This window comes from Sanguibacter sp. Leaf3 (assembly GCF_001425965.1).
GTDB lineage: Bacteria > Actinomycetota > Actinomycetes > Actinomycetales > Cellulomonadaceae > Sanguibacter > Sanguibacter inulinus.
In genome coordinates this window covers 418054-443199 of sequence record NZ_LMRH01000001.1, presented here as the reverse complement: position 1 = coordinate 443199, position 25146 = coordinate 418054, and the positions used below count along the sequence as shown (strand labels likewise).

Genomic DNA, 25146 nt, shown 5'->3' with positions numbered 1-25146 from the left:
TGTCCGTCACGTCCTGCTCGGGGCACCCCAGACCGCCCGGCCTCGGGACGAGCAGTCCCGACAGACCCCCTGTGGACGACCAGAGGCCGCACCGCCCGACCGGTTACGCTCGAACGGTGACCTCATCTCCTGCCCCGGACGCTGCGGCGGGGCGACGCACCGCGGCGTTCTTCGACCTCGACAAGACGATCATCGCGACCTCGTCGACGGCCGCCTTCTCACGCCCCTTCCTCGCGGGTGGTCTTCTGTCCCGCGGCGCAGTGCTGCGCGCCGCGTACGCGCACTTCCTGTTCCTCGTGGGCAGCGCCGACGCCGACCAGACCGAGCGGATGCGCGCCCACCTCAGCTCGATGGTCACCGGATGGCCCGTCGACCAGGTCTCGGCCATCGTCGCCGAGACCCTGCACGAGCTCATCGATCCTTACGTGTACGCCGAGGCCGTGACGCTCATCGCCGAGCACAGGGCCGCCGGCCGTGACGTGGTGATCGTGTCAGCCTCGGGTGCGGAGCTGGTCGAGCCCATCGCCGCGATGCTCGGTGCCGACCAGGCCGTCTCGACCCGCATGGAGGTCGTCGACGGCCGCTACACGGGTGAGATCGACTTCTACGCCTACGGGGAGAACAAGGCCGAGGCTGTCCGCAGGCTCGCCGCCGAGCACGGCTACGACCTGGACGGCTCGTACGCGTACTCGGACTCGATCACCGACGCCCCGATGCTCTCGGCGGTCGGCCACGGCTTCGCCGTCAACCCCGACCGCACGCTGCGCCGCCTCGCGGCCGAGCAGGGCTGGGGCGTGCTGACCTTCAACCGGCCCGTGGCGCTGCGCAGGGTCCTCTCGCCCCGCGCGTCGGTCGCGACAGGGGTCGCCGCGCTGGTGGGGACGGGTGCCGCGATCGTGGTGTGGCGGCTGCTGCGCCGCCGCTCCGTCTGAACGGCTCAGACCGACCAGAGGCATTTCCTGCGACCCCCTTCACACCGCCCTCCGCGCGGAGTAGAAAGGGAGGACAACAGAACGCAGGGAGCAGGACCCACGCGCGACCGGTCCCCGTGAGGACATGCTGACCAGGCTCGACCTGGAGCAGCAACTTGGAGAGTGCACGCCTGATACCTGTCCGCTGCGTCTGACCGACGGCGTCCCTCGGGAGAGGGACGCCGTCGGTGCGTCCAGGCCGTGCTCACCGCACGCCTCCAGACGATCCGCTCTCTGGACTCCCCCGTCCCACGTCCACGCTCAGCCCGCGTTCTCGCCGTCGCGTCACTAGGCTGACCTGATGACCTCAGCGCCGAGCGTGTCCTCGTCCATCACCGTCCGTCTCGAGGTCGTCGCCCGACCGACCGCAGTGAGCGAGCTGACGACGTCCATCGAGCACACCGGCGGCATCGTCACGGGCCTCGACGTGACCGCCTCGCACTCCGACCACATCTCCGTCGACGTCACCTGCGCCACACGCGGCGACGCGCACGCGACCGAGATCGTCGACGCTCTCCGGGCGATCCCGGGCGTCAAGGTCGGCCCGGTCAGCGACCGCACCTTCCTGCTGCACCTCGGCGGCAAGCTGCGCATCGAGTCCAAGGTGCCGATCCGCAACCGCGACGACCTCTCGATGATCTACACCCCCGGCGTCGCCCGTGTCTGCCAGGCGATCGCGAAGAACCCCGAGGACGCCCGCCGCCTCACCATCAAGCGCAACACGATCGCCGTCGTCACCGACGGCACCGCGGTCCTCGGGCTCGGAGACATCGGTCCCCTCGCCTCGCTGCCCGTCATGGAGGGCAAGGCCGCGCTCTTCAAGCGCTTCGCCGACATCGACGCCTTCCCGATCGCCCTCGACACGACAGACGTCGACGAGATCGTCGCCGCGGTCAAGGCCATCGCCCCGGTCTTCGCCGGGATCAACCTCGAAGACATCTCCGCCCCACGCTGCTTCGAGATCGAGCGCCGCCTGCGCGCCGAGCTCGACATCCCGGTGTTCCACGACGACCAGCACGGCACCGCGATCGTCGCCCTCGCCGCCCTCACCAACGCCCTGATCGTGGTGGGCAAGTCGCTGCCCGACGTCAGGATCGTGCTCTCCGGGGCTGGCGCCGCCGGGACCGCTGTGCTCAAGCTGCTCCTCGCCGCCGGGGCGCGCGACGTCGTCGTCGCCGACATCGACGGCGTGATCTACCCCGGACGCCCAGGCCTGGCCGAGTCGCTCGTCTGGACCGCCGAGAACACCAACCCTCGCGGCTTCACGGGCACGCTCAAGGAGGCGCTCGCGGGGGCAGACGTGTTCATCGGCGTGTCTGCGCCGAACGTCATCACCGGGGAGGACGTCGCGACGATGGCCGAGGACTCGATCGTCTTCGCGATGGCCAACCCCTCCCCCGAGGTCGACCCCGACGAGGCCGCGAAGCACGCCGCGATCGTCGGCACGGGCCGCAGCGACTTCGCGAACCAGATCAACAACGTGCTCGCCTTCCCAGGCGTGTTCCGCGGGCTGATCGACGCCAGGTCGAGCAAGGTCACCGAGCCGCTGCTGCTCGCTGCGGCCAAGGCTCTCGCCGCCGTGATCCACGAGGACGAGCTCAACCCGACCTACATCGTCCCGAGCGTGTTCAACCCCGAGGTGACCACGCTCGTGGCCGCCGCGGTCGAGGCGACGGCCCGCGCGGAGGCCGAGGCCGACGCAGCAGCAGCGGCCGCGAGCGCCTAGCCGGGCCAGGCAAGGCCCGGCCAGACCAGGCCCTGCCAGACCGTCAGGTCCAGGCGCCCCGCACGTACTGGGGCTGCCAGCGGGCCTGGTCGGTCGGCACGCCGAGCTCGTGGGCGGCGCGCAGCGGCCAGTGCGGGTCGCGCAGGCCCTCGCGGCCGAGCATCACGGCGTCGGCAGACCCGTCGACGAGCACCTGCTCGGCCTGCGCGGGGTCGGTGATGAGACCGACAGCGCTGACGGCCACGCCAGACACCTCGCGGACGACCCGCGCCGCGGGCACCTGGTACCCGGGACCGACGGGGATCTGCGCGGGGGCGTTGCCGCCGGTCGAGACGTCCACGAGGTCGACCCCGTGCTCGCCGAGCACAGCGGCCACCTGCGCGACGTCGTCGACCGACAGGCCGTCGGGCAGCCAGTCTGTCGCCGAGACCCTGACGAACAGCGGCTTGTCGGCTGGCCACACCGCGCGGACCGCGTCGGTCACCTCGACGAGCAGCCGTGCGCGGTCCTCGAGCGGACCTCCGTAGCCGTCGGTGCGGTGGTTGGACAGGGGCGAGAGGAACTGGTGCAGCAGGTACCCGTGGGCCGCGTGGATCTCGACCACGTCGAAGCCGGCCTCGTCCGCCCGGACTGCCGCCGCGGCGAAGGCCGCGGGGATCTCCGCGATCTCTTGCGCGGTCATCTCGCGCGGTGCCTCGTAGCCTGGGAAGGCCTCGGCCGAGGGGCCCACGGTCTCCCATCCACCGTCCGCTGCAGGGACCGAGCCGCGGTGCTCGCTCCACGGTCGGAAGGTCGAGGCCTTGCGCCCGGCGTGGGCGAGCTGGATGCCCGCACGCGACCCGCGCTCGTGCACGAAGTCGACGATGCGCGCCCACGCGGCCGTGTGCTCCTGGGACCAGATCCCGGTGTCCTGCGGCGTGATCCGGCCCTCGGGGACGACTGCGCTCGCCTCGGCGACGACGAGCCCGAAGCCACCCTGGGCCCGTGCACCGAGGTTGACGAGGTGCCAGTCACCCGGCAGGCCGTCGACTGCGGAGTACTGGCACATCGGAGCGAGCCAGACCCGGTTGGGGAAGGTGACAGAGCGCAGCGTGAGGGGCTCGAAGAGCAGCGGTGAGGTCATGCTGGTCGCAACGCCCGCGCTGGTCCGAGCATTCCTCCACGTGCGACCTGGTCGCGACGGCGGCGCCACGGCAGCCGCCCGTCCCCAATCGAGCGAGTCCCGCGGGTTGACAGCCGAAGGGAGGCCGATGGTCCCATGAAGGGGGACACCGCCGGGAGGATCCTTGATCACGTGCTGACCATCCCGGAGACCCTCGAGTACCAGCGCGCTGCGGCGCTCACCAAGGTCGCGGCCACCCGCCGCCCCCTCGCCTACACCGTCCAGGCGATGATGGCCGGAGCCTACGTCGGCGTCGCCGTCGTGCTCATGGTCTCTGCGGCCGGACCGTTCCTGGCGCAGGACTCCCCAGCCGCCAAGCTGGTGTCGGGCCTCGTGTTCGGCATCGCGCTCACCCTCGTGGTCATCGCGGGCGGCGAGCTCTCGACCTCGAACATGATGACGCTCACCCAGGGCGCGATCGGCCGGTCCGTCCGGTGGGGCCAGGGCGCCGGGACGCTCGCCTTCAGCTTCTTCGGCAACATGCTCGGAGCCTTCGCCTTCGCCGCCCTCGTGCACTTCTCCGGGGTCCTGGCCCCCGAGACCCCCGGCGGGAAGATGATCTCGTCCATGCTCGCGGCGAAGGCGCACGAGTCCAGCACGCAGCTGTTCTTCCGCGCCGTGCTCTGCAACATCCTCGTGTGCCTGGCCATCTGGTCCTGCGCCCGCCTCACGTCGGAGGGCGCCAAGCTCTTCGTCATCTTCTGGTGCCTGCTGGCCTTCATCACCTCGGGCTTCGAGCACGTGGTCGCCAACATGACCACCTACGGTCTCGGCCTCATGAGCGGCGACCCCGAGGCCACCTGGGGGCAGTTCGCTCGCAACATGACCGTCGTCGGGATCGGCAACCTCGTGGGCGGCGCCGTCGTGGTCGGGCTCGGCTACGCACTGGTCGCCGGTCCGCTGCGCCCAGCGCTCCCCGTCCCGCTCGACACGCCAGCCGCTCGCTGAGGCTCTCGCTCTCGAAGCCTGCTGCCCGCCCGCCTGCTCTTCGATCTACCTGCTCCTCGCTCTATCTGAACCTCGCCGGGCCTGATCCTCATCGGAACCCCAGACGACGGATGCTCCGCACCTCTCGGTACGGAGCATCCGTCGTCTCACGCGCTCGTCGGCCGGGGCATCACCGGACGCCGCGCGTCGCGAGCAGGTGGCGACGGGTCCGAGGGGGCGGACCCGTCGTCACGGCAGCAGCCCGTCCCGTCACCCCTCCCCGGTCCGACGGCGGACTGCGAGCAGACCCGCTCCGGTGAGGAGCAGGAGCGCACCGGCCAGCAGACCGGCCCCGAGGTCGTCCGCACCCGTGCGGGCCAGACCACCCGAGGACCCAGCCCCTGTCGGGGCCGGCGCCGCGGCGCCGGGCCAGCGGATGACAGAGCCACCGGGCGTCACGAGGAAGCCGTTGGCCATGTCCATCACCACGAAGCCCGTCGCGAGCTGGTCGGCGCCGAGCTCACCCGAGACGCTGCCGGTCAGGTAGACCGCGTGCGCCCCGAGGTCGAAGGCCTCGTCGACCGGGAAGGTCAGCGTGACGTTCCCCTCGGCGTCGGCCACGACGGGCTCGAGCGGCAGCGGCGTCGACCGGACCACACCCGAGACGGTCTCACCCGGGACGAACCCGCTGCCGTAGACCTCCTGGGTCATGCCCGCGCCCCGGACCAGCAGCGAGTACTTGACGACCGCGAAGGGGCGTCCGGCCGGGACCTCCTGGGCCTCGACCACGAAGGCCGCGGTGTCGGTGCTCGTCTGGTCCCCGACGGTCTGGGTCGCTGTCACCGGGTAGGCGCCAACCCCGACCTCGGGCAGCGTGGCCTCCCACGTGCCCTCGGGCGAGACCGTCACCGTCTGGTCGTCCCAGCCCGGGACCGACACCACGACCTCGGCGTCAGGCTGACCGGCACCCGTGACGACCACGTCGGTCGCCTCGCCTGCCGGCACGGTGATCACGTCACCGTCGAGCGGCGAGGTGATGACGACGTCAGCGACCTCCATGGCCTCGACGGTCACCCCGACGGCGTCGGAGGACTCGACGTCTCCGACGGTCTGGGCCGCCTCGACCTCGTAGGCGCCGACTGACAGCGCCTCGAAGGTCACCGTCCAGGTCCCGTCGGGGCCGACAGTCGTCGGCTGGTCGTCCTGACCTGTCACGGAGACCACCACGTCAGCACCGATCTGACCCTCACCCTCGACCACGAGCTCGCTCGTCGCGCCGGGCATCACCCAGATCGAGCTGCCGTCCTGGGGTGAGGTGATGACGACGGGGACGATCTCCCCGACCGCGATCGTCACACCCACGGTGTCGGTCGTGAAGGACACCTCGATGGTCTGGGTCGCGGTCACCTGGTAGCTGCCGACACCCAGCTCCGGGAAGGTCACGGTCCACGTGCCGTCTGTCTCGACGGTCGCGGTCTGCGGCTCCTGACCGGGGATGGTCACGACCACCTCGGCGCCGGCCTCGCCCGAGCCGACCACAGTGACGTCGAGCAGGCTCGCGTCGTCCGGGACTGTGAGCACGTCACCGTCGGCCGGCAGGGTGATCGTCACAGGGTCGACCTCGGCCGCGTCGATATCCACCTGGACCTCGACCGTGATGCTGTCCGTGCTCGTCTGGTCACCGACGGTCTGGCTGGCGGTGATGTCGTAGCTCCCCGCACCGAGCCCGGGGAACGTGGCGGTCCACGTGCCGTCAGGCCCGACGACCACCGTCTGGTCGTCCTCACCCTCGACGCTCACGAGCACCTGGGCGCCGACGTCGCCGGACCCGGTCAGGACGAGGTCTGCCGCAGTACCCGGGAGCACCGTGATGATGGTGTCGTCGCCGGGTGCGGTGATGTCGACGGGGGCGACCGCGTCGACCTCGACGGTGACGGCAGCCTGGTTGGTCTGGCCGTCGGCCGTCTGGGTTGCTGTCACGACCTGCTCACCCTCCCCGAGCCCGGGGAAGGTGACGGTCCAGGAGCCGTCAGGCCCGACCGTCGCGGTCTGCGGCGTCTCGCCGGGGACGGTGACGACGACCTCGCCGCCGATCTCCCCGGTGCCCGAGACCACGAGGTCCGTGGTCCCTCCGACCGGGACCGTGACCACGTCGCCCGAGAGGGGCGCGAGGATCACGACCTGCGCGATGCTGCCGACCTCGACCGAGACGGAGACCTCGTCCGTGCTGGGCACGGCCCCGGCGAGCTGGCCGACCGTCACGTCGTAGGAGCCGACCCCGAGACCTGGGAAGGTCACCGTCCACGTGCCCTCGGGGCTGACCGTCGTCGTCTGGTCCGGCTGCCCGGAGATCGAGGCGACGATGCTGGCTCCGGCGGCGCCGGACCCTGTGACCACGAGGTCGGTCGACCCGCCCGTCGGGACGGAGAAGACCGCGTCGTCGAGCGGAGCGGTGATCGCCACGGGAGCGGCGACCTGGACGGCGACGGAGACGTCGGTCGTCGAGACGACGGTCCCCACGGTCTGGTCCGCCGTGACCGTGTACTCGCCTGCTCCGAGGCCCGGGAACGTGGCCGTCCACGTGCCGTCGGTCTCGACGGTGACGGTCTGGTCAGGCTGACCTGTCACCGAGACCACGACCTCGGCACCGGCGTCTCCTGTCCCTGCGACCACCAGGTCGGTCGTGCCGCCGTCGGCGACGTAGAGCACGCCTCCGTCGAGCGGGGCCGTGATGCTCACGGCGTCGACCCCGTCGACCGTGACCGTGACGGTCTCGGTCGTCGTCTGGTCGCCGACAGTCTGCGTGGCGGTGACGTCGTACCCACCCTCGCCGAGGCCTGGGAAGGTGGCCGTCCACGTCCCGTCGGGTGCGACGACCACGGTCTGGTCGGGCTGGCCCGTCACGGAGACGACCACGTCGGCACCCGGGTCACCCGTGCCAGAGGCGACCAGGTCGGTCGTCCCTCCCACCGGGACCTGGAGCGTGCCACCGTCGGCCGGGGCGGTGATGGTCGCCGGGACCACACCGTCGACCTCGACCGTGACGGTCTCGGTCGTGGTCTGGTCACCCACGGTCTGCGTCACGGTGATCTCGTAGCTGTCTGCCGGGAGACCCGGGAAGACGGCCGTCCACGTGCCGTCCGGGGCCACGACCACGGTCTGGTCGGGCTGTCCGCCGACGCTCACGACGACCTCGGCCCCAGGGTCGCCGGTGCCGGTGACCTCGAGGTCGATCGTCCCGCCCTCGGGGACGGTGATGACGTCACCGTCAGCAGGGGACGTGATCGTCGCCGCGACGACCCCGTCGACCTCGACGGTGACGGTCTCGGTCGACGTCTGGTCACCCACGGTCTGGGTGACGGTCACGTCGTACGTGCCCTCGCCGAGACCCGGGAACGTGGCCGTCCACGTGCCGTCCGGTGCCACGACCACGGTCTGGTCGGGCTGCCCGTCGAGGCTCACGACGACCTCGGCACCCGGGTCGCCGGTCCCCGACGTCACCAGGTCCGTCGTGCCGCCGACAGGGACCGTGACGACGTCGCCGTCGGCAGGCTCGGTGATCGTCGCGGCGACCACCTCGTCGACCTCGACCGTGACGGTCTCGGTCGACGTCTGGTCACCCACGGTCTGGGCGACAGTCACGTCGTACGCGCCTGCGCCGAGGCCCGAGAAGGTCGCGGTCCACGTGCCGCCCGGGGTCACGACCACGGTCTGGTCGACCTGGCCGGTGACGGTGACGAGCACCTGGGCGCCGGGGTCCCCGGCACCGGTGACCACCAGGTCGGTGGTCCCGCCGACCGGGACGGTGACGACGTCGCCGTCAGCCGGCTCGACGACCGTGACGGGCACGATGCCGTCGACCTCGACGGTGATGGCCGCCTGGTTGACCTGTCCCGCGGCCGTCTGGGTCGCGGTGATCGGGTGCACTCCCTCGCCGAGACCTGGGAAGGTCACCGTCCAGGTGCCGTCGTCCCCGACGGTCGCCGTCTGCGGCTCCTCGCCGGGGATGGTCACGACGACCTCGCCGCCGGTCTGGGCGGTCCCGGAGACCACGAGGTCGGTCGACCCTCCGAGCGGGACCGTGATGACGTCGCCCGAGGCGGGCGTGAGGATCTGGACCGAGGCGATCGTGCCGACCACCACGGAGACCGAGATCTCGGCGGTGCTGGTCACGCCGCCGACGAGCTGGCTGGCGACCACGTCGTGCTCGCCGACCGGGAGACCTGGGAAGGTGACCGTCCACGTGCCGCCCGCGCCGACCACAGCGGTCTGGTCGGGCTGGCCCGCGAGCGAGACAAGGACGTCTGCTCCGACGTCGCCCGTACCGGTGACGGTCAGCGCCGTCGACCCGCCGACGGGGACGGAGTAGACCGCACCGTCTGCCGGGGCGGTGATCGCCACAGGGTCGACACCGTCGACCGTGACGTCGACCGTGCTGGTGGTGACGTCGGTCCCGACGGTCTGGGTGGCGGTCACCACGTAGGGCGCCTCACCCTCGCCGAGGCCCGGGAACGTGGCCGTCCACGTGCCGTCGGGGCCGACGGTCACCGTCTGGTCCGGCTGGGTGGTCACGGAGACCACGACCTCCGCGCCCACGTCACCGGTGCCCTCGACGACCAGGTCGGTCGTCCCGCCGGCCTCGACGGAGATCACGTCTCCGTCGGCCGGTGCGGTGATCGCGACCGCGTCGACCTCTTCGGCCTCGACCGAGACCGTCACCGCGGCGTCGGTCGTCTGGTCGCCGACCACCTGGGTGGCCGTCACCTCGTGCTCGCCGACGGGGACGTCGTCGAAGGTCGCGGTCCAGGTGCCGTCGGGGCCGACGGCCACAGTCTGGTCACCCACCCCCGGGATGGTCACGAGGACGTCGGAACCGGTCTCGCCCGCACCGCTGACGACCAGGTCGGTCGACCCGCCGGGCAGGACGAGGACGACGTCGCCGTCGAGCGGCGCCGTGATGGTCACGGCCACGAAGTCGACGAGCTCGACGGTCACCGTCGAGGTGCTCGTCTGACCGCCGACGGTCTGGGTCGCCGTGGCCTCGTAGGTGCCGGCACCGAGGTCGGTGAAGGTCGCCGTCCAGGTGCCGTCCGGGGCGACGACGACGGTCTGGCCCGGCTGGCCGTCGACGGTGACCACGACGTCTGCGCCGACGTCACCGGTGCCGCTGACGACCACGTCACGCGTGGTGCCCTCCGCGACCGGGATCTCGTCTCCGTCGGCCGGTGCGAGGATCGCGACCTGGTCGACCGCGTCGACGGTCACGGTGACAGTCGACGCGGTGACGTCGGTCCCCACGGTCTGGCTCGCGGTGACCGTGTACGTGCCCTCGACGAGGCCCGGGAACGTGGCTGTCCACGTCCCGTCGGTCTCCACGGTGACGGTCTGGTCGGGCTGACCTGTCACGGCCACCACGACGTCGGCGCCGGCGTCGCCTGTACCAGTGACCACCACGTCGATGGTCTCCCCTGCCGGGATGCTCACGACGTCTCCGTCGGCCGGTGCGGTGATCGCGACCTGGTCGACGTCGACGACCTCGACGGTCACGTCCTCGCTGCTCAGCTGGTCACCGACGAGCTGCGTCGCGGTGGCCGTGTAGGTACCGGCGGGCAGACCCGGGAAGGTCACCGTCCAGGTGCCGTCGTCGCCGACGGTCGTCTCCTGGTCGGTCTCGCCGGGGACCGACACGAGGACGTCGGCGCCGATCGAGCCTGTGCCGGTCACGACGAGGTCGGCCTCGGAGCCTGTCGCCACGTAGAGGCTGTCGCCGTCGACAGGTGACGTGATGCCCAGCGGGGCCACCTCGAAGACCTCGACGGGGACGGTCACGCTGGTGGTCTGGTCGCCGACGGTCTGGGTGGCGACGACCTCGTAGGAACCGGCCCCGAGGCCCGGGAAGGTCGCGGTCCACGACCCGTCGGGCTCGACGACGACAGTCTGGTCAGGCTGACCTGTCACCGTCACGAGGACCTCGGCGCCAGGGTCACCGGTCCCGACGACCTCGAGGTCTGCGGTCCCGCCGACCGGGACGGTGATCACGTCCCCCGCGGCGGGCGCGGTGACGGTCACCCCCGCGACGTCATCGACGACGACGCGGACGGTGGCGTCGGTCGTCAGGGCGCCGACGGTCTGGGTCGCGGTCACCGCGTAGGTCCCCTCGCCGAGGCCAGGGAAGGTCACGGTCCACGAGCCGTCAGGTGCGACGACTGCTGTCTGGTCGGTCTCGCCCGGGATCGAGACGACCACGTCGGTCGCCGTGTCCGCGGTCCCCGTCACGACCAGGTCGGTCGTCCCGCCTGCGGGGACCGTCACGACTGTGCCGTCGGCCGGTGCGGTGATGGTGACAGCGTCGGCCTCGGCGACCTCGACGGTGACGGAGCTCGAGCTGCTCTGGTCTCCGACAGTCTGGTCCGCGGTGACGGTGTAGGAGCCGGCGCCGAGGCCCGGGAAGGTCGCGGTCCACGTCCCGTCAGGGCCGACTGTCGTGGGCTGCTCCGGCTGACCGGGGATGCTCACGAGCACGTCGGCGCCGACGAACCCTGTTCCCGAGACCACCAGGTCGGTGGTCTCGCCGGTCACGACGGTGATCACGTCTCCGTCGCCCGGTGCGGTGATGGCGACGGCGTCGATCTCGGCGACCTCGAGGGCCACCGTCGCGGTCGACTGCTCGGTGCCCACGGTCTGGGTGGCGGTGACCGTGTACTCCCCTGCCGGGAGGTCCCTGTACGTCGCGGTCCAGGTCCCGTCAGGTCCGACGGTCACGGTCTGGTCGTCTTGGCCGGTGACCGCGACGACGACCTCGGCGCCGATCTGACCGGTGCCTGCGACGACCACGTCGGTCTCGTCGCCGACGGCGACCGTGAAGACCTGGCCGTCGGTCGGGGAGGTGATGGCGACGTCGTCGATCTCGCCGACCTCGACCGTGAAGCCGACCGTCGCGGTCGTCGTCTCGGCACCGACGGTCTGGCTCGCGGTCGCGGTGTACGTGCCGGTGCCGACAGCGGGGAAGGTCACCGTCCACGTGCCGTCAGGGCCGACCGTCGTGGTCTGGTCTGCCTGGCCGGAGGCCGAGACGACGACCTCTGCGCCGATCTGGCCGGTCCCGGTCACGGCGACGTCGACCGTGCTCGCACCGTCGGGCACCGTGAGGGTGGCACCGTCGGCCGGCAGCGTGATCGCCACGTCGGCGATCTCGCCGACCTCGACGGTCAGGCTGACGCTCGCGGTGGTGGCCTGGTCACCGACGGTCTGCGCGGCGGTCACGGTGTAGGTCCCGACACCGACGCCTGGGAAGGTCGCGGTCCAGGTCCTGTCCGGGGCGACCGTGACGGTCTGCTCCGGGAGCCCGGACAGCGCGACGACCACGTCGGCGCCGGGGTCGCCGGTGCCGGTGACGGTCACGTCGGTCTCGGGTGCCGTCGCGGGGACCGTGAGCACTGTGCCGTCGGTCGGGAGCGTGATCGCGACGGGCAAGACCTCGTCGACCACGACGGTCACGGAGGAGCTGCTCGTCTGGTCGCCGACGGCCTGGGTCGCGGTCACCGCGTAGCTGCCCTCGTCGATCCCGGCGAAGGTCGCGGTCCACGTGCCGTCAGGGCCGACGACCACGGTCTGGTCGGGCTGGCCCGGGAGCGACACGACGACGTCGGCGCCGATCTGCCCGGTGCCCGAGACCACCACGTCGGTGGTCCCGTCGACGGGGACCGTGAGCACTGTGCCGTCGGCGGGGGCGGTGATGGCGACGTCGTCGATCTCGCCGACCTCGACCGTGACGCCGACGCTCGCTGTGCTGACCTCCGCACCGGCGGTCTGGGTCGCGGTCACCGCGTAGGTGCCCACACCCACCGCCGGGAAGGTGACGGTCCAGGTGCCGTCGGGACCGACAACAGTCGTCTGGGTCGGCAGGCCCGGTGCCGCGACGGAGACGTCGGCACCGATCTCGCCGGTGCCGGTGACAGCCAGCGGCAGGGTCGCGCCCGAGTCGGGCACCGTGAGCACGCTGCCGTCGAGCGGGGCGGTGATCGCCACGTCGACGGCCGGGACCACCGCAGACCTCACGGTCGCCGACGCGAGGTTCACCTCGGCGAGAGGTGTCCCCAGGAGGGGCAGCAGGTCGATGCTCACGGCACGCTGCGTGAACGCGCCCTCGTCGAAACCGGCCGGGGTGGTGAAGCTCCCGGCCTCCTGGACGTTCGCGGTGATCGAGAGGATCTGGTTGATCACCCCGGTGATCGGCTGGAGGGCCGTGCCGGCGGCGACCACGAGCGGGCGGAAGGCGGCGTCGGTGATCCCGACGCCGGTGATCGCGTTCGAGAGCGGCGTGACGATCGCGGGAAGGAGCGTGCCCACCACAGTGCTCGTGATCGGGGTGAGCAGCGTGCCGAGCGGGATCACGCCGAGGGCGGTCGTCTGCGAGGTGTCGAGGACGGGGGCCGGAGCGCCGGGCGTGCCGAGGAAGCTCGCGACGGTCCCGGTCGCCAGCACGTTGACGGCCACGAGCGGGACGGCGAGCGGCGGGGTGCCGACAGTCGCGTTCGCCGTGAGGCGCACGGTCATCGTCGAGCTGCGCAGGGTGTTGTTCGCCGAGTTCACGAGCAGCGCGGGGACCTGGTCGAAGATCGTCGCGACGGCCCCGTCGAGCCCGGCCTGGATGATCGACGGGTCGAGCAGCTCGGTGTTCGGCGCGAGGTTGTTGAGCGTGCCGTCGTACGGCCCGCCCTGGGAGTTGGCGATGAGCCTGGCGAGGTCGACCGTCACCTCACCTGTCGCGAAGTTGATGGTCACGGCGCTGTCGGTGCTCGTGATCGGCGCTGCTGTGATCGCGGAGAGAGCCGTGTTGAGGTTGACGGTCAGGCCGGCGGTCACGGCGACGTTGCTCACCGTGACGAGGCCGGCGGTCACGGTGCGCAGTGCGGTCGTGAGCGGTCCGACGACGCTGGTCGCGATGCCGGGGAGCGCCTGGCCGAGGATGCCCGTCGGACCGGTGATCCCGTTCGCGGTGGTCGTCAGGGTGGTGAGGGCCCCGTTGAGGTTCGTCGTGAGGTTCTGCACGACAGGGCTCGTGAAGACGAGGGTCCCGTCGGCGATCTGGTAGTCGCTCGTCGCGAGGTCGTCACCGACAGAGCCGGCTGTCGCAGACAGCGCCCCGAGCTCGACCCTGAGCTCGGAGATCAGCCCTGTGGTGATCGCGCTGAGCGCCGCGGTGTCGAGGAGCTCGGTGACGTCGACGAAGGCGTTGTCCTGCGGGCCGGTCCCGCCGACGGCGATCGACCCGTCCTGCGTGACCGCGCCGGAGGCCGCGTAGGCGTCCTCCTCGCTGGTCGACGCGTACTGCTCGAGGGCTCCGACGCCGATCACGCCGTTCGGCCCGAACAGCTGGACACCGCCGCCGAGGTCGATGCCGAGGGTGCTCAGCACCGAGGCCTGGAGGGGACTGGCGACGATCCCGGGAGCGCTCGGGTCGGCGCTGTAGGCCGGTGCGAGGCTGGCGATCCCGTCGAGGTTCACGGTGCCGCCGCCGCTGACGACGCGGCCCTCGGCCTCGGCGCTGTCGGACTCGACAGCGGCTGCGGGTGTGGCGACGGCTCCGATGAGCACGAGACCGACGGTGGCGATCATGGCTGCTGCCCGCCGGCCGGCCGTGGCCGCCCTGTGGCGGCGCCCAGTGGTGGTGTGCATGTGTCCGTGCCCCCTCGTTGGAGTGATGCCAGGCGGCACGTCCGGCAGGACCGGCGGGCGGTTGACCTGGTGCTTCCCCTGGTGGCCGTCCCGTCCGCAAGGACCCAGGTCCCACCCGAGTCGTGTCGCCGACCCATCGTCAGCCGCCGCACCGGCGGGTTGCGGGCTGGGTGCGGGGTCTCGGCGGCTACCCCCGTGCACCTCTGCGGGAACCCGCACGATCTGCGGGTTCCTTTGCGGAGACCTCCCCCGGTCCCGCACTATGGGTCGACGTAGGCACGGCACCCGCAGCATCGTTTGGGAGAACGCTTTCCATCCGCGGGTCGACTCGCTCCGTGCCCACGTCGTCGAAGGGGGTTCGATGACCATGGCCAGAGACACGACCACGGCCGACGGAGGCCGAGAGAGCACGTCGAGGCAGCTGGACGCTGCGCTCGACGCCGTCGCAGGGCCCGGGTCGCACCCCGGCCTGCTCGTCGTCGGACCGCGCGGGATGGGGAAGTCGACGCTGCTCGACGACCTCGCGGCCGCCCTCGACGGCGTCGTCGTGCGCGTGCGCGGGCTGCGCACCGTGCCGACTGTCCCGTACGGGGCAGCCGTGATCGCCGAGGCGCAGGTGAGCAGCGCGCTCGGCATCCCGGTCGTCGCACGCCCCGACGACGTGGGCTCGGTCCGGCAGGCGCTCGCCGACGCTCACGTCGCACCGCCGTCCCGTGCGGACGCGCTCGACTCGCGGATGCTCGACGCCTTCGTGCAGTCGATGCGGCTCGCCGCCGGACGTGGCCGCATCTACCTCCTCGTCGACGACGTCGACCATATCGACGCCGCGAGCCGGGCTCTGTTCGCCCTCGCCGCCGCGTACTCGACGGCCGGCGGAGGTGTGGTCTGCTCGGCGACCCGTGAGCAGGACGTCCCCGAGCTGCACGACTTCCGCAGGCTCGAGCTCAAGCCCCTGACCGTCGAGGACGTGGTCGAGACCGCCCGCTCGCTGCGGTCCCTCACCCCGCCGGCGACTGTCGCGCAGCGCGTCCGCGACCTCACCGACGGACGCCCCGCGGTCGTCCAAGAGCTCGTCGAGCAGCTCACGGAGACCCAGCTGCTCGGCACGAGCCTCATCCCGACGACCGAGCGGCTCGCCGACGCGGCACGTGCCGCCGTAACCGACCTCGTGGCCGAGCTCCCACCACCGACCCTCGAGGCGCTGCACCTGGTGGTCACCTCGGGCACCCGCTCGGCCGGCCTCGTGTCGAGGATGCTCGACACCCTCGGATCCTGCCTCGAAGACCTCGTCGACGACGGCGCCGTCGTCTCGCGCGCCGGGTACGTCCGGCCTGTGAGCGGACTGCTCGAGCGGCACCTGCGCGCCACCACCACCAGCACCATCAGGCGCCGCGCGGCCCGGGCGCTCCTCGCTGCGTGCGCCGACGACCTCGACCCTGTCCAGGAGGCGTTCAGCACGGCCGTGGCGACCTCCGACGCGCCCGGCGAGTCTGCGGGGCTCGTGCTGAGCCTCGCGGCACACGCCGTGCGGGTCGTCCAGACGAGCAGCAGCCGCGACGCCGGAGACCGGGCGCGCAGGCTGCTCGCCGCCGCCTGGCCGCACAGCACGCCCGAGGTGCGCGGCCTCCTGAGCGCTGCCGAGGCGCAGGTCGCCCTGCACGACGGCCTGCTGGCCGACGCCCTGGCGGTCGCCCAGACCGCGCTCGACGGGTTCTCGGGTGGTCGAGGACGGGTCGCGCTGGCCCGCGTGGTCCAGAACGTCCGCCTGCTCGCCGACGAGACGGTCTCGGCGAGCATCGCGCTCGACGCCCTCGACCAGGCCCACCCCTCCGAACGGTCCGCGGCGCAGGCCTTCGCCGTCGAGACCGCGCTCATGCTGCTGGCGGTCGGGCGGCCCACAGCCGCGCAGACCGTCGCAGAGCGGGTCGCCCCGCTCCGCGACGAGCTGTCCGACGCGCTCCGCGCCGAGCTCGACTACGCGCTGGCCCGCACCGCGTCGTCGGGCGAGACCGACCCCGACGCGGCCCTCGAGAGGTGGTCTCAGGCTCGTGCTCGGGGTGAGGTGCAGGGCGCACCCGGAGCAGGACGGACTCCCTGGGAGTGTGCGGGGATGCACCTCTACGCCCTGCGCCACGCAGGCAAGATCGCCGAGGCACGCGCCGAGCTCGCGACGCTCTCGGGCACGCCGCGCTCCAGGTACGACAGGCTGCTCTACGACCTCAACCACGCGATGGTCGAGTTCGCGCGCGGCAGCTACGTGCTCGCCGTGCACCACCTCGAGAAGATGTCGGAGATCTCGGACCTCAGCTCCTGCGCCACCTCGCTGCGGGTCGCCGTCGGCATCGGGAGCTCTTTCGAGGCCCCGGGCCCAGCAGTCCCTCCGACCTTCCTGCGGGCCTCGCGGGGAGGCCGCGCCATCGCGCTCGGGCCGACGCTGCTGGACGTCCGCGCCGAGATCACCCAGGGCGTGTACTGCCTCGCATCGGGCCAGGGCGACCGTGCCGTCGAGCTCTTCGAGCACGCCCGCTCGGCGCTGTTCCTCGACGACGACGAGCGCACGGCGCTCGCCGACACGATGATCACCGTCGTCCTGCCGACGGCCCTCGCGCGCGCCTACGTCGCCGAGGGCAGGCTCGACGACGCCAGGGCCCTCTCGAGGACCTGCTCGCAGCGCGAGGACAGGTGCAGCTGGATGTCCGTCGCAGCCCAGGAGCTCGTCGACGCCGTGCTCGCGACGCCAGGCCACTCCCCGGTGCCCGAGACCGACGCTGTCCGGCGGTGGCTCGCCGACCCGCGGCTGCTCCGTCCTGTCCGTGACCACCTGCGCCAGGTCTTCGCCGCGCCGTCGGTCGAGCAGCCCGCGAGCCTCGGTCCCGCGGAGATCGCGGTCGGAGGGCGGCCCGACAGCTCGACTGTGCCCGCCGAGGTCCGGTCGGCGCTCTCCGAGCGGGAGCTGCAGATCGCGCTGCTCGTGGCGCGCGGCATGCGCAACAAGGAGATCAGCGCGAGCGTGTACCTCTCGGTCCGGACCGTCGAGGCGACCCTGACCCGGGTGTTCCGCAAGGTCGACGTGAGGTCGCGCACCGAGCTGGTCTCGCGTCTGGGCGGGAGCACGGCGGTGCTGTCGGGAGACGTCGCACGCTGAGCATCGCCACAGCTCGGGGCCCGGTGTGTGCTGCGACACACTATGCTCGACCTGGGACGAAGGTCCCTTGCACCAGCGTCGATGCACACCGGAGGAATGCCGTGCCCCAGGACACCCCGTCCACAGCGCCCGAAGGCCGAGAAGCCCCTGAGGCCCACGAGGCCGCGGACGAGAACCCCACGTTCCCGCCGAGCGCGGCCTTCGCCGCGCAGGCCAACGCTCAGGCCGACCTCTACGACCAGGCCGCCGCCGACCCGACGGCCTTCTGGGCCGAGCAGGCTCGGAAGCACGTCACCTGGAAGGCCCCCTTCACCGAGACCCTCGACTGGTCCGGGGCGCCCGTCGCCCGCTGGTTCGCCGACGGCACCCTCAACGCGGCGTACAACGCCGTCGACAGGCACGTGGTCGCCGGGAACGGCGACAGGGTCGCGCTGCACTTCGAGGGCGAGCCCGGCGACACCCGGACCGTCACCTACGCCGAGCTCCAGCGCGAGGTGTCCCGGGCGGCCAACGTGCTCTCGTCCCTCGGGGTCGAGGCCGGGGACCGGGTGGTCATCTACCTGCCGATGATCGTCGAGGCCGTCGTCGCGATGCTCGCCTGCGCCCGCATCGGCGCTCCGCACTCCGTCGTCTTCGGCGGGTTCTCCGCCGACGCGCTGCGCAGCAGGATCGCCGACGCCGAGGCCAAGGTCGTCATCACCGCCGACGGCGGCTACCGCCGAGGGAGCGCCGCGGCGCTCAAGCCCGCCGTCGACGCAGCCCTCGAGACCCTCGACGGCGGTCCGGAGTCTCCGGTCCAGCACGTCCTCGTCGTGCGCCGGACCGGCCAGGACGTCGCGTGGACCGCCGGACGCGACGTCTGGTGGCACGAGGCCGTCGAGGCCGCAGACGTCCAGCACGGGCCCGTGTGGGTCGAGGCCGAGCACCCGCTCTTCATCCTCTACACCTCCGGGACGACCGGGAAGCCCAAGGGGATCTTGCACACGACAGGCGGGTACCTCACCCAGGCCGCGTACACGCACCACAACGTCTTCGACCTCAAGCCCGAGACCGACGTCTACTGGTGCACGGCCGACGTCGGCTGGGTCACCGGGCACACCTACGTCGTCTACGGGCCCCTGCTCAACGGCGCCACGCAGGTGATCTACGAGGGCACCCCCGACACCCCGCACCAGGGACGCTGGTGGGAGCTCGTCGAGAAGTACAAGGTCTCGATCCTCTACACGGCGCCCACGGCCATCCGCACCTGCATGAAGTGGGGCGAGGAGATCCCCGGACGCTTCGACCTGTCCTCGCTCCGGCTGCTCGGCTCGGTCGGCGAGTCCATCAACCCCGAGGCGTGGAAGTGGTACCGCCGGGTGATCGGGTCGGGCGTCACGCCGATCGTCGACACGTGGTGGCAGACCGAGACCGGCGCCATCATGATCTCCCCGCTGCCTGGTGTGACCGAGGCCAAGCCAGGATCGGCGCAGCGCCCGCTGCCCGGGATCGCCGCCGACGTGGTCGACGACGCGGGTCAGCCCGTGGGTCACGGCGAGGGCGGGTACCTCGTGGTGACCGAACCCTGGCCCGCCATGCTCCGCGGGATCTGGGGCGACCTCGAGCGCTTCAAGGACACGTACTGGTCGAGGTTCAAGAACGTCTACTTCGCCGGCGACGGCGCCAAGAAGGACGACGACGGCGACATCTGGCTGCTGGGCCGCGTGGACGACGTGATGAACGTGTCGGGGCACAGGCTCTCGACCACGGAGATCGAGTCGTCGCTGGTCGCCCACGAGATCGTCGCCGAGGCGGCCGTGGTCGGCGCCTCTGACGAGACGACCGGGCAGGCTGTCGTGGCCTTCGTGATCTTGCGCTCGGAGTTCGCCGCGGACGCCGTGCAGGCCGACGTGCAGGAGCTGCTGCGGGCCCACGTCGCGAAGCAGATCGGGCCGATCGCCAAGCCCCGCACGATCCTCGTCGTCCCCGAGCTCCCCAAGACCCGGTCCGGCAAGATCATGCGCCGTCTCCTCCGCGACGTCGCCGAGCACCGCACCGTCGGCGACGCGACGACCCTCGCGGACTCCTCGGTCATGGACCTCATCGCGAGCGGCCTGGCGACACCCGCGCAGAAGTAGTGGTCGGTCGGCGCCTGCCTGCTGGACCAGGCAGGCGCCGGCAGGGCGAGATCGTCACTTCGGAGCGAGATCGTGCCTCCTGCGGCACGATCTCGCTCCGAAGTGCCGAGCTCGGCGCCTGCATTCGTCACTAGCGCGAGGCTCGGGGAGGATGGAGGGATGAAGCCTTCACCGTCGTCTGCCGTCATCGACAGCCTCGTCGCCTCCGCCGTCGCCGCCGGGGCCGGTGACGGCTCGGGCTCGAAGGAGGCCGCGGTCGCCTGGGGCGCGCTGTGGCGCACAGTCCTCGAGCTCCCCCGCTGGTTCTTCGTCAAGGACGACTCCGGGTCCATGCGCCCCGGCCTCGTGACCTTCAACGGCGAGTCCGCAGTCCCGGCCTTCACGGACATGGCCCGCGCGATCGCCTTCGCCGACGGCGGCCGCGGCGGGACCAACGCGGTCTTCGCCTCGCCGCCGCGCGACGTGCTCCAGGCCGCCGCCTCGATGGAGGACAGCGGCGTCAGGCTCTTCGCCTTCGACATCCAGGACACCCCCTTCGGCATCAAGCCGTCGATGCTCCGGACACTGCTCGACGACCTCGCCCGGCTCAAGGCCCGCACGGCCCAGACCCCCGCCGGCCAGGACGACACCCAGGAGTCGACCATCGTCGACGAACTCGCTGCGAGCGCCCGCGCGACGCCCGGCGACACCGCGGCCCAGTCGGCACTCTGGCAGGCCGTCTTCGAGCTCGACCACTGGTACTTCGTCCCTCGCGGGCCGTCGCAGACCCCGCTCGCCGTCTCCCACGAGGCCGGTCCGACGCTCGTCGCCTTCACCTCGGCGTCGCGCGCGGCGGCCTTCGCGGCCCGGCTCCCCGAGGACGAGACCGTCCCTGCAGAAGACCGTGCGGCAGCACCATCGGTCGTGGCCGTCCCCACAGCGTCGGTCGTGGGCTACGTCGAGGCGCTCGTCGAGGCCGGGGTCGCTGTCGTGCACGTCGACCCGGCGGACGGGGCCTTCTCCGTCTCGGCGTCGTCGCTGCGGGCTCTCCACGAGAGGGTCGTCGGCAGCCTCTAACCTCCACCGGAGCCCGGGGGCAGGTCGCGGGGCGGCCCACCCGGGCCTCTGGCGCGTGCCGCCACGACGCAGGTGCCCGCGTGGCTCAGACTGGTGCCATGTCCCTCTCTCTCACACAGCTCACGGACGACGCCGCATCCTTGGCGCGCACGTGGATGGCGGCCACAGCCGCTGGTCAGACTGCGGCAGAGCGCCGCACCACCCACAGGCTCGCGCAGCTGGTCTCCGACCCTGCAGGCCTCGAGTTCGCGGTCAGGTTCGTCGACAGGGTGGCCCGTCCCGACGACCTCCAGGTCGCCGCCCACGAGCTCGCTGAGCTCCGGTCGGTCGCCTCGGCGCCGGGCTCCTTCCTCAACCCCGTCGACAGGCTGCTCGTCACGGCCGGCACCGTCGCAGCACCGTTGCTGCCCCGTGTGGTCGTCCCGGCGGCCCGGACCCGGTTGCGCCAGCTGGTCGGGCACCTCGTCGTCGACGACGGTCCGCGCCTGGCCAAGCACATCGCGAAGGCGACGACCGACGGCTTCAGGCTCAACATCAACCTGCTCGGCGAGGCCGTCCTCGGTCAGCAGGAGGCCGGTCACCGGGCTGAGCGCATCCTCGCGCTCATCGCCCGCCCGGACATCAGCTACGTGTCGGTCAAGACCTCCGCCGTGGTGTCCCAGCTGTCCACCTGGGACACCGCCGACAGCGTCGAGAGGGTCCTCGAGACCGTCCGCCCGCTGTACCTGGCGGCCACGGAGCGCGGCACCTTCATCAACCTGGACATGGAGGAGTACCACGACCTCGACCTCACGGTCGCGGTGTTCCTGCGCCTCATGTCCGACCCCGAGCTGCTGGGGCTCGAGATGGGCATCGTGCTGCAGGCCTACCTCCCGGACTCGGGTGCGGCCCTCGACGTCCTCACCGAGGCCGCCGCGGCGCGCCGGGCCGCCGGCGGTGCGCGCGTCAAGGTGCGTCTGGTCAAGGGCGCCAACCTCGCGATGGAGCGGGTCGACGCCGAGCTCCACGGCTGGGCGCAGGCCCCCTACGGCTCCAAGCCCGACGTCGACGCGAACTACGTGCGCGTGCTCGACCGAGCCCTCGACCCCACCCGGACCGACGCCGTACGGATCGGCGTGGCCAGCCACAACCTCTTCGACGTGGCCCTCGCTCACCTCATGGCGAGCGACCGAGGCGTGAGCGAGGCCCTCGACGTCGAGATGCTCCAGGGCATGGCCCCGGCGCAGGCGCGCGCGGTCCGTGACGCCGTGGGCCAGGTGGTCCTCTACACCCCTGTCGTGGCGAAGAAGGACTTCGACGTCGCGGTCTCCTACCTCGTCCGCAGGCTCGAGGAGAACTCGGCCTCGCAGAACTTCGTGCACGCGCTGTTCGCCGGTGAGGACGGCCCGCACGAGGACGGCTCGCCCATGGACCACCAGGAGGCCGCCTTCCGCGCCTCGGTCGCCGCGAGCGCGACGGTTCCCACGGAGCCGCGCCGCTCCGCGCGGCCGACCCCGCCGACGCTCGTCGCCGGGCAGCCTTTCGTCAACGCGCCCGACACCGACCCGGCCGTCGAGGCGTCCCGGGAGTGGGCCCAGCAGATCGTCTCGCAGGAGACGGCCGACAGGCTCGCAGCGTCCGTCCCTGCCACCACGGTCCTGGCCTCGCCGGCCGAGGTCGACGTGGTCGTGGCACGCGCCGCCGAGGTGGCTGAGAGCTGGCGCTCGACCACGGGTGCGCAGCGCCGCGAGGTGCTGCTCACGGCCGCGCGCCTGCTCGAGGAGGCCCGCACGGACCTCGTCGCGACGATGGTCCACGAGGCCCGCAAGACCGTCGGCGAGGCCGACCCCGAGGTGAGCGAGGCCGTCGACTTCGCGGCGTACTACGCCGAGCGGGCCGCTGACCTCGACGAGGTCGCCGGGGCGACCTTCACCCCGGAGGGCCTCACCGTCGTCACCCCGCCGTGGAACTTCCCCGTCGCGATCCCCCTCGGCTCGGTCCTCGGGTCGCTCGCCGCAGGGTCCCCCGTGGTCATCAAGCCGTCGCACGTCACGCCGCGCTGCGCGGCCGTGGGGGTCGACGCGATCCGCCGTGCCCTCGTCGAGCACGGCTACGAGCCTGACGTCGTGCAGGTCGTCTCGGCCGACGAGGGCGAGGTCGGGCGCAGGCTCGTCACCCACCCCGACGTGACCCGCGTGATCCTCACGGGTTCGATCGAGACCGCGGAGCTCTTCGCGTCCTGGCGCCCCGACCTCGACGTCTTCGCCGAGACCTCCGGCAAGAACACCCTCGTGGTGTCCCCTGCGGCGGACATCGACCTCGCCGTGAAGGACATCGTCCGGTCGGCCTTCGGGCACGCCGGGCAGAAGTGCTCGGCAGCGTCGCTGCTCGTGCTCGTCGGGAACGTCGGACGCTCGGCACGGCTGCACCGTCAGCTCGTCGACGCCGTGCGCTCCCTCGCCGTCGGGCCCGCGACCGACCTGGCCACCACCACGGGTCCGCTGACCGTCGAGCCGAGCGAGAAGCTGCTCAGGGCGCTCACGACCCTCGACGAGGGCGAGCACTGGGTGGTCGAGCCGCGCGCAGTCCCCGGCACCGACCACCTGTGGACCCCCGGGGTGAAGGCGGGCGTCCAGCCCGGCTCGTGGTTCCACCTGACCGAGGTCTTCGGCCCGGTCCTCGGGATCGTCCGGGTCGACACCCTCGACGAGGCGATCGAGGTGCAGAACGCCGTGTCCTTCGGGCTCACCGGTGGGCTGCACTCCCTCGACGAGGCGGAGATCGACCACTGGCTCGAGAGCGTCGAGGTCGGCAACGCCTACATCAACCGGCACATCACCGGGGCGATCGTGCAGCGCCAGCCCTTCGGCGGCTGGAAGGCCTCGGTCGTCGGGCCGGGAGCCAAGGCGGGCGGGCCCAGCTACGTCGCGCAGCTCGGCGCCTGGTCCGACGACGCGTCTGTCCCTGACCGCGTCACCGCACCCGAAGAGTGGCTCGCGTGGGCGGCGACCGACGACCAGGCGTGGTGGGAGAGCGAGATGGGCGTCGAGCACGACCCGACAGGGCTCGACTCCGAGTCGAACGTGCTGCGCTACCGCCCTGTCCCGGGTCTCACGCTGCGCGTCGCGGCAGACGCGCTCGAGATCGAGGCAGACCGTGTGCTGCACGCCGCCGAGGTGGCCGGGGTGGCGGTCACGGTCAGCTCGGCCGAGGTCGAGGACGCCGAAGCCTTCGCCGCGCGTGTGACTGCCGGCGAGGTCGAGGGACGGATCCGGCTCGTCGGCTCCGAGCCCGGGCTCCGGGCCGCCGCTGCCGCCCACGTCGGGTCGGTCACCGTCTTCGACGCACCCGTCGTGGCGAGCGGCCGTCGGGAGCTGCTGACGATGGTCCGCGAGCAGGCGGTGTCCCAGACACGTCACCGCTACGGGCACCTCGAGCGCGGCTGAGATGCACGACGCGTGGGCCCCGGGCAGTGCCCGGGGCCCACGCGGGCGCTCAGCCCGTCAGCTCGTCGACCCACCCGTACCTGCCCCCGTCGCGTTCGGCTCGACCGCGCCCTGCGGTCCACCCCCGCCCATCCCTGCGCCCGGGCGGCCGAGGCCAGCGGTCTCGCCCTCGGCGATGCTCGTCGCGACGACCGAGGTGTCGTCGGAGCTGTCGTCGGAGCTCTCGCCCGTGACAGTCACGGTGTCCCCGACCGCGAGCGCCGAGACGTCTGCGGTCTCGGTGGTCGTGACGGTCGTGCTGTCGGTGGTGGTCACGGTGATCTCCGTGCCGTCCGCCAGGGTTACGGTGAGGATCCCGTCGGCGATGCCCGTGATCTCTCCGGAGGTCAGACCGCCGCCCCCGGGCATCGCGCCACCACGGCCACCGGCATCAGGGAGGGCACCGTCGGGCGCGGTCCCGTCGGCTGCTGCCGCGTCGGGCGCGGTGCCGTCGTCCGCGGTCCCCTCGGGCGCGGTCCCGTCCGGGGCGGCAGCCTCCCCGGCACCTGTCGCCTCGGCTGCGGCGCTCGTGCTCGGTCCGTCGGCCGTGGCAGACCCGACGAGGAGCCCGCCGACGAACAGCGCACCTGCTGCGGCCACGCCGCCGACGGCTGCCCCGAAGCCCAGGCGTCGCCGGGCGGGCGGCTGCGTGGTCGCCGAGCTGTTGACGTAGCCCGGCCCTCCGGACGGCATCGCTGCGGTCTCGACCGTGGGGCCGTCCTGAACCTGGTGCGGTGCCTGGTGCGGTGCGGCCGGGGCCTGCGGCGGCCCGGCAGCTCCGCTCGAGCCCTCGGGCGAGGGCGGCGGGGTGGACAGTGGCTGGGTGCGGTCGTCTGTGCTCATGGCGACCACCCTGGCGCCGGAGCCTGTCTGCACAGTCTGGGCCTCCCATGAACCCGC

Annotated in this window: 10 protein-coding genes; 7 read left to right on the top strand and 3 right to left on the bottom strand. The window is 72.2% G+C overall.

Annotation, left to right across the window (positions count from 1 at the left end):
- Positions 1-116: 116 nt before the first annotated feature.
- The gene (locus ASG53_RS01930; RefSeq protein WP_056130486.1) at positions 117-932 is read left to right on the top strand and encodes an HAD family hydrolase; all 816 of its coding nucleotides are present in this window, start codon (positions 117-119) and stop codon (positions 930-932) included.
- Positions 933-1272: 340 nt separating this feature from the next.
- Positions 1273-2697 carry an NAD-dependent malic enzyme gene (locus ASG53_RS01925; protein WP_056127729.1) on the top strand — a complete coding sequence of 475 codons (1425 nt, stop codon included), beginning with the start codon at positions 1273-1275 and terminating at the stop codon, positions 2695-2697.
- A 43-nt stretch (positions 2698-2740) separates the two neighbouring features.
- Here the strand turns inward: ASG53_RS01925 and ASG53_RS01920 are convergent, their stop codons facing one another.
- Positions 2741-3820, bottom strand: coding sequence for an NADH:flavin oxidoreductase/NADH oxidase (locus ASG53_RS01920; protein WP_056127727.1), 1080 nt, complete (start codon positions 3818-3820; stop codon positions 2741-2743).
- Positions 3821-3955: 135 nt separating this feature from the next.
- Between ASG53_RS01920 and ASG53_RS01915 the strand changes: the two genes are divergently transcribed.
- A complete protein-coding gene (locus ASG53_RS01915) occupies positions 3956-4807 on the top strand; it encodes a formate/nitrite transporter family protein (protein WP_235533802.1) in 852 nt (283 codons plus the stop codon).
- A gap of 249 nt (positions 4808-5056) precedes the next feature.
- Here ASG53_RS01915 and ASG53_RS01910 read toward each other — a convergent pair whose 3' ends face one another.
- Positions 5057-14464: a hypothetical protein gene (locus ASG53_RS01910; RefSeq protein WP_162246124.1), complete on the bottom strand. Its 9408-nt coding sequence runs from the start codon at positions 14462-14464 to the stop codon at positions 5057-5059.
- A gap of 361 nt (positions 14465-14825) precedes the next feature.
- Here ASG53_RS01910 and ASG53_RS01905 point away from each other — a divergent pair, with 361 nt between their 5' ends.
- The 4 genes from ASG53_RS01905 to ASG53_RS01890 all read left to right on the top strand — a co-directional run bounded on the left by ASG53_RS01905 (position 14826) and on the right by ASG53_RS01890 (position 24207).
- On the top strand, positions 14826-17609 hold the full coding sequence (locus ASG53_RS01905) for a helix-turn-helix transcriptional regulator (protein ID WP_056127712.1): 2784 nt from the start codon (positions 14826-14828) through the stop codon (positions 17607-17609).
- A 101-nt stretch (positions 17610-17710) separates the two neighbouring features.
- Positions 17711-19726 carry an acetate--CoA ligase gene (acs, locus tag ASG53_RS01900; protein WP_056127709.1) on the top strand — a complete coding sequence of 672 codons (2016 nt, stop codon included), beginning with the start codon at positions 17711-17713 and terminating at the stop codon, positions 19724-19726.
- Positions 19727-19885: 159 nt separating this feature from the next.
- Positions 19886-20782, top strand: a complete 897-nt coding sequence (locus tag ASG53_RS01895; RefSeq protein WP_056127706.1) for a hypothetical protein — start codon at positions 19886-19888, stop codon at positions 20780-20782.
- Positions 20783-20880: 98 nt separating this feature from the next.
- Positions 20881-24207 carry a bifunctional proline dehydrogenase/L-glutamate gamma-semialdehyde dehydrogenase gene (locus tag ASG53_RS01890; RefSeq protein WP_056127703.1) on the top strand — a complete coding sequence of 1109 codons (3327 nt, stop codon included), beginning with the start codon at positions 20881-20883 and terminating at the stop codon, positions 24205-24207.
- A 57-nt stretch (positions 24208-24264) separates the two neighbouring features.
- Here the strand turns inward: ASG53_RS01890 and ASG53_RS01885 are convergent, their stop codons facing one another.
- A complete protein-coding gene (locus tag ASG53_RS01885; protein ID WP_056127700.1) occupies positions 24265-25089 on the bottom strand; it encodes a hypothetical protein in 825 nt (274 codons plus the stop codon).
- Between the last annotated feature and the right edge of the window lie 57 nt (positions 25090-25146).